The sequence below is a fragment of the Hydrogenivirga sp. genome (assembly GCF_056450045.1).
This window is the reverse complement of the sequence record NZ_JBWONM010000102.1, coordinates 1-10622: the sequence shown is the minus strand read 5'-3', so window position 1 is coordinate 10622 and position 10622 is coordinate 1. Positions and strand designations below refer to the sequence as shown.

The following is a 10622-nucleotide window of genomic DNA, read 5'->3' as shown; positions in this document are numbered from 1 at the left end:
ATAGTCAGGGACTTCCAGAGTGTGATAGGACGTGAGGCTAAGAGGCAGATACTGGAGGCGGAGTGCAGGCTACCCGATGCGGTCGTTGACTTTGTTGGTGGTGGCTCCAACGCCATGGGCATCTTCTACCCCGTTGTAGAGGATAGGGAGGTTAGGCTCATAGGGGTTGAGGCTGCCGGCTCCGGTATAGAGACAGGTATGCACGCCTCCTCCCTGATGGGGGGTCATGTGGGGGTCCTCCACGGCATGAAGAGTTACTTCCTCCAGGACGAAGAGGGGCAGATACTCCCCACCCACTCCATATCGGCGGGTCTTGATTACCCGGGTGTGGGTCCGGAGCACTCCTACCTTAAAGAGTCGGGCAGGGCTCAGTACATATCCGCCACCGATGAGGAGGCTCTGGAGGGATTCAGGCTCCTTTCAAGAACCGAGGGCATAATTCCAGCCCTTGAGTCAGCCCACGCAGTTATAAAGGCTGTTGAGGTGGCGAAGGAGCTCGGCAGTGAGGGGCTCATCGTGGTAAACCTCTCGGGAAGGGGAGACAAGGATATGTGGCATGTTATGAAGCACCTGAGGCATGGACTTTAAGAGCCTTCCCGACTGGCTCGGCAAGCTGAGGGAGTACTCCAAGATATATCCCGTCCTCGTTGAGGGTAAAAGGGACGAGAGAGCTCTGAAAAGGTACGGAATAAGAAACGTTATATCCCTGTCGGGTAAGCGCTTTGCGGACCTTCCGGACATCCTTGAGGGTAGATGGGAAGGCGCAATCCTACTTTACGACCTTGATGAGCACGGAGAGAGGATAAACAGGAAGGTGGGCGAGCTCCTGAGGTCTCAGGGCTTTAGGGTGATAGAGGACTTCAGGGAGTATCTGAGGGAAGCGGGTATAATTCATATTGAGGAGCTACCGAAGGCATGGAGAAGCTGAAGATACTTGAAAAGGTTCTGGTCTGTGACAGGGTGCTGAGGTTCAACATAGACCTGCTCACGGGTATAAAGATGGAGATCAAGGCAGACATTGAGGAGACGAGGATACTTGGAGAGTCCCTCCTGGAGGGGGAAGAGCTCAAGTTCTTAAAGGACTTTCTCCTCAGAGTGGAAGAGGAGTTTCTGCTAAAGCTTGAGGAGGTCCTTGACAGCATATACGATGAGTACGAGGTATTTAACTTTGACATAACCTTCTTATCAGGCATACCCGAGGAGATAGGTAGGGAGATAGACAGGCTTGAGCTCTTCAGCACCATAAACACCAAACTTGAGCTCCTGAAGGACATACTCAACACAGCCTGCTGTCTTGCGGAGCCAAACGAGAGAATTGAGATAATCCTTACACCCTTCAGGGTTTACTGTGAGCTCATTAATCACGCGATTGAGTTCAATAAAAAGTTTGAAAAATGAGTAATAGGATATTAAAATAAAAATAACAAAGCATTAGGAGGTGAACGATGGCTCAGAAAGGAAGGAGAAGAGGTGGTCCCAGGTATAAAAAGGTTTCTCTTTCTCTGCCCAAGAGGCTCTACCTAGTCCTCAACGGCATAGCCATGGGAGATGCTAAAAAGCTCAACAGGCTCATAAAGGGTATCCTTGAGGACAAGCTCCAGGAATCCACCGTTGCGGAGCTTGAGATGTACCTCAAGAAGGTGGAGGAGGAGGAGAAGGAAGAGAAGCCTGCCGAGGAGCAGACCTGAGTTAATGTTCTCCAAAAGGCTTGAGAATCTCAAAGCCTACAAAACCGAAACCACACCAGCTCCGATCAGGCTCTCCTCAAACGAGCTACCCTACGACCTGCCCCCCGAGCTCAAGGGGCGGGTCTCGGAGGCTCTCAAGGGGATACCCTTCAACAGGTATCCAGACCCCCTCTCTGAAAGGCTCAGGTCCGCCATTGCTGATTTCTTCAGTGTCCCCGAGGAAAACATCGTTCTCGGGAACGGTTCCGATGAGCTTATATACGATCTATCCATAGCGATAGGGGAGTTTGAACAGGGAGTTTACATTCCCATCCCCACCTTTCCTATGTATGAGATAGCAGCCGATGTCTTCGGAAGACCAAAGACCTGCGTTCAGCTGGACAGCTCTTTTGACATAGACCTCGGGGAGAGCATAAGAAGGGTTGAGGAGGAAAAGCCGGTCTTGGCCTACTTCTCCTACCCAAACAACCCCACGGGAAACCTGTTCAGCAAAGGGAAGATGAAAGCCCTTAGAGAAAGGGGGCTCTTTACAGTGGTTGATGAGGCTTACTACAGCTACTGCGGTGAGAGCTTTCTCTCCGATGCCCTCAGCAGGGAGGATACGGTGGTTCTGCGCACCCTCTCCAAGGTTGGGCTTGCCTCGCTCAGGGTGGGCATCCTCATAGGGAAGGAAGAGGTCGTCAGGGAGATAGATAAGGTTAGGCTACCCTTCAACATCACCTATCCCTCCCAGGTTATAGCTGAGGTCGTCCTGAGGGAGGGTAGGGAGTTCCTCCGGTGGGCTGTAGCCGAGGTTGTGAAGGAGAGGGAGAGGCTTTACAGGGAGATGGAGTCCATGGAAGGCGTTGAGGTCTTCCCCAGCAGGGCGAACTTCCTCCTCTTTAAAACTCCTCTTCCCGCAGGAGAGCTTCACTCAAAGCTCGTTGATAGAGGGGTTCTCGTCAGGGACATGTCCCACCTTCCGGGACTTGAGGGCTGTCTCAGGGTCAGTGTGGGGAGGCGGGAGGAGAACGACGCCTTCCTTGAGGCTCTCTACTCCGTTGTTAGCTCTTTACAATGAGGTCTGAAAAGTCCACGTAGTAATCCTCCCTCTTTCTGTTTTCTCCGTTAAGGTTCTTGATATCAAAGGGTCTGCACTCTTCGGCAAGGTCTGCCTCTTCCCAACATAGGGGCTGATACCTCTCAAGAACCTTCATGTACTCGCTCAGCTTAAAGACGTTTGTCTTCTTTTCCATCCTCCTTACCTCCGATGAACTAATTTTAAAGATATATCAATAACTTATTTTGTCACGTTAAAATATCGTTTGAAATTTTTTAAAACGGCTTTTGGAATTTAATAAAGGACCTCAACCGTTGAAAAGTCTCCGTGTTTGCTGACAACTATCCTCTGATGGAACCTCTCTGCAAGGTCTGGGATGTGGGATATTATCCCTACCATCCTGTTTATCCTCTGCTTTATGACCTCAAGTATATCGCTGACCCTCTCCCTCGTCTCCTCATCAAGGGAGCCAAAGCCCTCGTCTATGAAGAGGCTCTCAAGGTGAGCCCTCGCAGAGAGGACGTCGCTCACCCCCAAGGCTAAGGAGAGGCTCGCCAGGAAGGTCTCCCCACCGCTGAGGCTCTTTACGTCCCTCTCGCTCCCCTGCACCCTGTCAACCACCAGTAGGTCTCCCGAGGCGTCCATATCAAGCTCGTAGGTTCCCGTGAAGTTGTATAGATACTCGGAAGCCCTCTCCACTATCCGCTTGAGCATCAGGCTTGCGGCAAAGTCCTGAAGTCTGTCGCTTCTCAGGTCCTCGCTCAGCCTCGTGTACAGGGAGAGCTCCTTCTCAATCTCCTTCAGCTTTCTCTCAATCTCCTCCTTTCTTGTCAGGAGCTTTCTCCTCTGCTGGAGCTCGCTCCCTAGCTCACCTATCCTGCGCATGAGCTCCTCAGACCTCTTCTTGAGCAGCGAAAGCTCTCTCTCAACCTCCTCCGACGGAGGGGCATCCCCATATCCCTCAAGCCTCTTCCTGAGAGCATCAAGCTTCTCCCCTGTGAGCGTGAGCTCTCTCTCGTATCCCTCTATCTCCTTCTCAAGCTTCCCCAGCTCCTCCTCCGTCAGGGCAAGCTCCCGAACCCTCTCAAGGTCTCCCTGCTCCTCCATTACGGGCGTGAGCCTGCGCAGGTTTGCCTTCCTCTCCTCCTCCTTTTTCTCCAAAGAGCTCTCTATCTCCTTTAGCCTTGCCTCAATCCCAGCGAGGCTCCTTTCAAGCTCCTGGGCGTACTCCCTTACCTTCTCCCTCCTTTCCTCTATCTCCTCAATCTTATCCTTAAGATGCTCTTCCAGAAGGCTGAGCTCCTTCTCCTGCTTTTCAACCTCCTCTTCGGAGAAGAAGGATCCCATAAGCTCCTTTAGCTTCTCCCTCTTCTCTTTTTCTGACCTTTCTACCGCCTCCTTTCTGCTTCTCAGTCTCTCAACAGCCCTCAGAGCCTCTTCCCTCTCTCTCAGGAGCTGGTTGTATCTATCGCTGTACTTCTTGAGCTTCTTCTCAAGCTCCTGCTTCTTTTTCTTCTTTTCCTCCATCTGGGAGAGCTTACCTTCTATGTCTATCTTCAGGATCTCTTCCCAGCCCTTGAGGAGGGAGGAAAGCTCCTCTCTCTCCCTCTTCAGGTTCTCTATCTTTGCCTCGGTGGAGGAGAGTCTCTTCTCCTCCTCCAGAAGCTTTCTCTGAAGCTCCTTGACCTCATCCCTCAGGGAACCAACCTCCGCCTCTTCCTCCTCGGGAGCACCGCTGAACACTCCCCCGCATACCGGGCAGGTGTCTCCCTCCTTGAGGTGAGCCCTGAGGTGGTGTGCCTGCTCTAAGAGGCTTAACCTCTCAAGCTCCCTCTCCTTCTCCTCAAGCTCCCTCCTGAGCCTCTCAGCCTCCTTCCTGTGCTGAGCTTCCTCCTTTGCAAGCTCCTTTAACTCCCTCTCAACCTTCTCAAGCCTTTCCTTTCTCTCCAGGAGGCTCTTCTTCCTTTCCACCTCCTTAAGGAGCCTCTCGTAGAGCTCCTCATCAAAGTCAATATCTTTAAGCTCCCTCTCCACATCAGCTATGTACTCCTCCCCCTTCCTGAGCCTCTCCTCCCTCTCGGAGAGCTCCCTCTTCCTTTCCTCAAGCTCCTTCTCAATATCCTTCAGCTCCCTCTCAAGCTCTTTCAGGGACTTGAGCTCCTTCTTCGCTAGGGAGAGCTTTTCCCTCCTACCAACGGCTTCCTGGAGTTCCTCCCTGAGCCTCGGGAGCCTTCTGTACTCAGCCTCAGCCTTCTCTATCTCCGAAGATACGTTGGCAAGCTCATCGGAGAGCTTCACCCTCTCCTTCATCACCCTCTCCCTCTCAAGGCGTAGGTCTCTCAGCTCCCTCTTTAGCTCCTCAAGCCTCTCTATGTAGGGGAGGAATGGAAGGAGCCTCCTCGCCCTTTCAAGCCTCTTCCTCTTCTCTCCTATATCCTCCTCACGACCTTTTAGCTCTCTGAGCCTATCCTCAAGCTCGGCTATCTCTTTCTCTATCTCCTCCCTCTCTTTTGCACGCCGAAGGCGTCCTTCCAGCTCTGATATTTCCTCCTTAAGCCTCTCGGACTCCTCCTCAAGGCTTTTCCTTCTCTTCTCAAGGTCTTTTATCTCCTCAGGACTCACGGAACCGATGCTCTCCAGCTCCGACCTAAGAGCCCTGAGCTCCCCCTCAAGTGCCTTGCAGGAATCGGAGGCTAAGGAGCGCACCTTTTCAAAGACCTCAAGGTTCAGGAGGTTTATGAGTATCTCCCTTCTCTCCTTCGGGGAGGAGGGCTTTAAGAACTTATCAAACTCTCCCTGAGGGAGGAGTATCACCTTTGTGAAGGTCTTGTAGTCAAGCCCCGTCACCTTCTCAACCCAAGCCTCAACCTCGCTTTTTTTGAGGTCCAGTTTCCTTCCCTCCTCCTCAACCCTGACGATGTCCTCCTTGGGCTTTTCCCTGTAAAACCTCTCTATCCTGTAGCGCTTCCCACCTACAGAAAAGAGGAGGGAGACCTTCATCCTCTTGCTTCCCTTGGAGAGGACCAATGAGGTCGTGTTTCTGGCTGAGCCGTACCTTGGCACCTTTCCGTACAGGGCGAAGGTTATCGCATCAACTATGCTCGTTTTCCCAGCCCCCGTCTTTCCCTGAATGACGAAGAAGTTGAGCCTCTCAAAGTCTATCTTCTGGGGTTTTCTGTAAACGGTAAAGCCTTCCAGCTCAAGGAGAAGGGGTCTCATGTGATGCTTTCCTCAATCCAGTGGAGATAGTCCTCGTTCCCCCCGACTATAGGCAGGGCTATTATCTCGGGAACAGTGTAGGGATGAGCCTCCTTTACCATCTCTGTGAGCAGGCTGAGCCTCGTGGTTGTTGTCTTTACCACGAGGAGGGACTCCTCGTCCTTCTCTATATTCCCCTTCCACCAATAGGTAGAGCTGACGCTCGGCACTACGTTTACACAGGCTCCGAGCTTGTTCTTCACTATGAAGTCCGCTATCTCCTGCCCCTTGTCCTTTGGTGTGGTTATCAGGACCACAACGTAGCCGTTCATCTTCCAGAGACTATATTACCCCCACCCAAGGAAACATTCAAGGCTCACTCAAGCCTGACGAGGGCAAGCTCCCTTCCGAACTCACTGCCCATGAGGAGAACCTTCACCCTGCCGAGCTTCTCAATGTCACTTTCTTTAAGAACTATGAAGGACCCTTCGGGTATATCTTCCCTTCTCTCTACCTTCTCTATGCACCTGCGTGTGTAGAAGACGATGGCAGAGTTCTCAGTCCTGTAGAAGAAGAGGTTCTTGGGTTCTTCTCTCCTTATTAGCTCTACAGCTTTGGGAACGAATCTCTCGGACTCCACCTTTCCCGCATAGAGGAAGAGGGACATAAGGACAAGAAAGGAGAGGGATAAAGTCCCGAGGACGTATCTCCTTCCCGTGTAGTTTGCCAGCATGAGAGCTAAAGGCGGGTAGAGGAAGAGGATGTAGTGATGAAGCTTGTTCTTGGCGAGGCTGTAAAAGATCAGAACGAAGAGGAACCAAAGGAGCAGTGGGTTCAACCTCCTGTCCCACCGTTTCAAGAGGGTAAGGAGCTTGGGAAGGTAGAAGAGCATGCTCGCCAGCACTATCGGCAGGTAGTACCAGAAGGGGTAGGGGTGTATGCTCTTGTGTCCGGTGTAGCGCAGAACGTTCTCGTATATGAAGAACTTGTAGAAGTAGGAAAAGCCGAACTTGTAGAGCATAGCCCCGTACCAGGATAGGCCTATGAGGAGGAAGAGGAGTACCCCCTTTGCGTTGATAAACCTGAGGTTCCTTCTCCAGAAAAGGTAAACCGCTGAAGGAAGTAAGACGCCGACGGGTCCCTTGGCGAGGAAGGCAAAACCAAGAGCAACCCATCCCATCAGGAAGCGCTCCTGAAGGAATAGGTAGAGTCCAAGAACTATGAAGAAGGTCAGGAGCATCTCGGGGGTGGCAGCCCTTGCTTCAACCCAGTTGTGGATCAGGGTTGCGTATATGATCGCACCTATCAGGGCTTTCTCCTTACCCAAGAGGTCCCTACCCATCAGATAGGTGAGAATGGCTATCCCGAGAGCGGAGAGCCCAGAGACTATCCTTCCACTGAACTCGTTTACGCCAAAGAGCATAAAAAAGATGTCTGTGAGCCAGTAAAAGAGGGGAGGCTTCTCAAACCTGTACTCGCAGTTATAGATTGGGACTATGAAGTCCTTTCTCTCTATCATCCTAAGAGCCGCGTCAAGGTTCTTTCCCTCGTCGGGAGAGGTTATGGAGAGTATCCAGTTGCCGAATACGAAGGTAAAGATGGAGACTGCAACGATGTAGGCGATGTGGCGGGACATCACTCTTAATTATAATTAGAGGGTATGCCGGAGGTAGGGGAGCTCTTAAGAAGACTTCAGGAGTTCATGAACCTCGTGATACTCGGAACGCCCCTGTACAAGTTTGTTCTCGCCCTTCTTTTCTTCCTCCTCTTCCTCTTCTTCCGTCGTCTCGTGGTCTTTCTGATCGTTAAGTCCCTCCTGAGGGCTGCCCGCCGCACCCCCACGGAGCTTGATGACATAATCGTCCGCGCCCTCGCAAAGCCCCTGAGCTTCCTGATAGTCGTGGTGGGAGTGAGCCTTTCCCTTTTCATCTTGGGCGTTGAGAAGACCCTTATCTACAAGGTTCTCAGAACCCTTCTCATATTCACCATAGGCTGGTCAGCCTTCAGCCTGATAGTTGCCTTTGAGGACAAGTTCTACGAGTTTGCCCAGAGGTTCGGTAAGGAGGTATCAAGGGAGATAGGGGGATTCCTCGTCAAGCTCCTGAAAGCCTTCGTGATAGTTGTTGCCACCCTCGCCGTGCTCCAGGAGTGGGGTATAAACGTGAGCGCCCTCCTTGCATCTCTCGGTCTCATGGGTCTTGCGGTCTCCCTCGCTGCCAAGGACACCCTTGAGAACATAATAAGTGGCTTCGTAATCCTCCTTGACAAACCCATACTCACAGGCGAGGCGGGAAACATCGCTGGTGTTCAGGGTGTAGTTGAAGACATAGGGCTGAGGTCAACAAAGATAAGGACCTTTGACAAGACCCTCGTCACGATACCCAACAGGGAGATAGTGAACCAGAACATAGAGAACTGGTCAAGAAGGGATAGAAGGAGGGTGAGGACCTACATAGGGTTAGTGTATTCCACGACGAGGGAGCAGATGGAGAGTATTCTCAGGGATATAAGGGAGATGCTTGCCAACCACCCGAGGGTCTCCCAAGGGGATGGCTTCTACGTTCACTTTGAGGTGTTCGGTGACAGCTCCCTGAACATCCTCCTCCAGTACTACACGGATACGGCGGACTACGGAGAGTATCTGAAGATAGTTGAGGACATAAACCTGAAGATCATGGAGATAGTTGAGAGGAACGGCTCTTCCTTTGCCTTCCCGAGCAGGTCAATCTACGTGGAAAAGCTACCCAACGGGGAACCTCCTCCGAGTATCTCTCAAAGTCCTCCCCAAAGCGACGCCTGAGGAGAGGCTCCTCAAATAGGACAAGCCAGAGATGGAGTGTTGCGGTGAGAAGGGCTGTATAGAGGAGCATTGGGAGGGAGCAGAAGGCAAGGGTCTCCCCGAGTGCTATCAGTAACACCGAGAGGTAGATAGGGTTTCGGCTGTAGCGGTAAACACCAGAGCTCGCAAGTCTCTTTGCCTGCCTGAGCAGGCTCGTCGTCCCTCCCACCTTAGAGAGGTCTATCACCGCCCTCAGAAATAGGATGATGCCCGCCAGAGCTAAGATACCTCCCGATACTACACAGGGAAGAGGACCCAGCTCAAAGCCTGTTATAAGGTAGGGAACGGCAACGAGGAAGATCAGAGCCCAGAGCAGGCTGTGTATGAGCGATAGGATGAAGGCGCCCATCTGGGATGAAAGATAGACCTGATTAAACTCATTACAAGCTCTCCCGCGGGGACCAAATTCTTGAAGATGAGTGAGAGAAAACCCAACAGACTTATCAATGAGAAGAGCCCCTACCTAAGGCAACACGCCTACAACCCGGTTGACTGGTATCCCTGGGGTGAGGAAGCCTTTGAAAAGGCTAAGAGAGAGGACAAGCCTATCTTCCTGTCCATAGGCTACTCCACCTGTCACTGGTGCCACGTGATGGAGAAGGAGAGCTTTGAGGATGAGGAGGTGGCGAAGATACTCAACGAAAACTACGTAGCCATAAAGGTTGATAGGGAGGAGAGACCAGACATTGATGCGGTTTACATGAGCGTGTGCCAGATGATGACGGGAACTGGAGGCTGGCCCCTCACAGTGCTCATGACACCTGATAAGGTCCCTTTCTTTGCCGGGACCTACTTTCCCAAGGAGAGCCTCTACGGGAGACCCGGACTCAAGGAGATACTCCTGAGGGTAGCCCAGCTCTGGAGAGAAGACAGGGAAAAGGTCCTTGACAGCGCCCAGAAGGTTCTGGCAGCGCTCAAACAGACGGAGGAGGACAGCTACATAGGAGATGAGATAGATGGGAGCCTACTGCACAGGGGCTTTGCTGAGCTCTTCAACAGCTACGATGAAACCTACGGCGGCTTTGGCGGAGCCCCCAAGTTCCCCGTACCCCACAACCTCATGTTCCTGCTCAGATACCACAAGAGGACTGGAAACGAAAAAGCCCTCTCAATGGTAAGGAATACACTGACGAGGATGAGGCTCGGAGGAATATGGGACCACGTTGGCTTTGGGTTCCACCGCTACTCCACAGACAGAGAGTGGCTACTGCCCCACTTTGAGAAGATGCTCTACGACAACGCCCTCCTGATGATGGCTTACGCAGAAGCCTATCAGGTAACTGGGGAGGAGCTCTTCGCCCAGACAGTTGAGGAGATCGCTGAGTACCTCACGAGAGATATGCTCTCCCCGGAGGGAGCCTTCTACTCCGCTGAAGATGCGGACAGCGAAGGTGAGGAGGGAAAGTTCTATACCTGGACTCTGAAGGAGCTGGAGGAAATCCTTACACCTGAGGAACTCGGAATAGCCCTCAAGGTCTTTAACATCGCAGGGGAGGGGAACTTCCACGAAGAGGCTACGAGGAGAAAGACGGGAAGGAATATACTCCACATGAAGAAGACTCTCTCTGAGTATGCCCAGGAGCTCGGCTACGAGGTTGATGTCCTAAAGCAGAGGTTGGAGGACATAAGGACTAAGCTCTTTGCCAGTAGGGAGAAGAGGGTAAGACCCCTCAGAGACGATAAGATCCTCACCGACTGGAACGGCTTGGCTATAGCAGCCTTCTCCAAGGCTGGAACCGCCTTAGGAAGAAAGGACTTCATAGAAAGAGCTAAGTCCTGTGCGGACTTTATTCTTGAGAAAATGTTTGATGAAAGGGGGAGGCTACTCCACAGGTACAAGGAGGACTCTGCCCAGATA

The 10622-nt window shown here is 52.2% G+C and carries 11 protein-coding genes and 1 pseudogene; 7 read left to right on the top strand and 5 right to left on the bottom strand.

The features are described 5' to 3' along the window. The 5 genes from AC1HCM_RS04420 to hisC all read left to right on the top strand — a co-directional run. The coding region (locus tag AC1HCM_RS04420) for a pyridoxal-phosphate dependent enzyme (protein ID WP_479460568.1) at positions 1–588 on the top strand (588 nt) is incomplete at its 5' end. Continuing rightward, positions 578–928 (top strand): toprim domain-containing protein, encoded by a 351-nt coding sequence (locus AC1HCM_RS04415; protein WP_479460567.1) that lies wholly within the window; start codon positions 578–580, stop codon positions 926–928. The genes AC1HCM_RS04420 and AC1HCM_RS04415, both read left to right, overlap by 11 nt. Then, positions 916–1398: a hypothetical protein gene (locus AC1HCM_RS04410; RefSeq protein WP_479460566.1), complete on the top strand. Its 483-nt coding sequence runs from the start codon at positions 916–918 to the stop codon at positions 1396–1398. The genes AC1HCM_RS04415 and AC1HCM_RS04410 overlap by 13 nt, the downstream gene beginning before the upstream one ends. Positions 1399–1445: 47 nt before the next feature. Next, the gene (locus AC1HCM_RS04405; RefSeq protein WP_479460565.1) at positions 1446–1688 is read left to right on the top strand and encodes a hypothetical protein; all 243 of its coding nucleotides are present in this window, start codon (positions 1446–1448) and stop codon (positions 1686–1688) included. A 4-nt stretch (positions 1689–1692) separates the two neighbouring features. Continuing rightward, positions 1693–2748, top strand: coding sequence for a histidinol-phosphate transaminase (gene hisC, locus AC1HCM_RS04400; RefSeq protein WP_479460564.1), 1056 nt, complete (start codon positions 1693–1695; stop codon positions 2746–2748). Here the strand turns inward: hisC and AC1HCM_RS04395 are convergent. The 4 genes from AC1HCM_RS04395 to AC1HCM_RS04380 all read right to left on the bottom strand — a co-directional run bounded on the left by AC1HCM_RS04395 (position 2732) and on the right by AC1HCM_RS04380 (position 7561). Next, on the bottom strand, positions 2732–2923 hold the full coding sequence (locus tag AC1HCM_RS04395; RefSeq protein WP_479460563.1) for a hypothetical protein: 192 nt from the start codon (positions 2921–2923) through the stop codon (positions 2732–2734). The genes hisC and AC1HCM_RS04395 overlap by 17 nt on opposite strands. Positions 2924–3021: 98 nt before the next feature. Next, on the bottom strand, positions 3022–5946 hold the full coding sequence (locus tag AC1HCM_RS04390; protein ID WP_479460562.1) for an AAA family ATPase: 2925 nt from the start codon (positions 5944–5946) through the stop codon (positions 3022–3024). Beyond that, positions 5943–6257 carry a divalent-cation tolerance protein CutA gene (gene cutA, locus AC1HCM_RS04385; protein WP_479460561.1) on the bottom strand — a complete coding sequence of 105 codons (315 nt, stop codon included), beginning with the start codon at positions 6255–6257 and terminating at the stop codon, positions 5943–5945. The genes AC1HCM_RS04390 and cutA overlap by 4 nt, the downstream gene beginning before the upstream one ends. Positions 6258–6301: 44 nt before the next feature. Then, positions 6302–7561 (bottom strand): ArnT family glycosyltransferase, encoded by a 1260-nt coding sequence (locus tag AC1HCM_RS04380; protein WP_479460560.1) that lies wholly within the window; start codon positions 7559–7561, stop codon positions 6302–6304. Positions 7562–7585: 24 nt separating this feature from the next. Between AC1HCM_RS04380 and AC1HCM_RS04375 the strand changes: the two genes are divergently transcribed. Next, on the top strand, positions 7586–8725 hold the full coding sequence (locus AC1HCM_RS04375; protein ID WP_479460559.1) for a mechanosensitive ion channel family protein: 1140 nt from the start codon (positions 7586–7588) through the stop codon (positions 8723–8725). Between the two features lie 40 nt (positions 8726–8765). On the opposite strand, the pseudogene AC1HCM_RS04370 reads toward AC1HCM_RS04375, so the two are convergent. Further along, positions 8766–9113 (bottom strand): annotated as a pseudogene (locus AC1HCM_RS04370) (methyltransferase family protein); the annotation flags it as partial. Between the two features lie 66 nt (positions 9114–9179). On the opposite strand from AC1HCM_RS04370, the gene AC1HCM_RS04365 reads away from it, so the two are divergent. Then, positions 9180–10622 (top strand): thioredoxin domain-containing protein (locus AC1HCM_RS04365; protein WP_479460558.1); only part of this gene is annotated, 1443 nt, incomplete at its 3' end.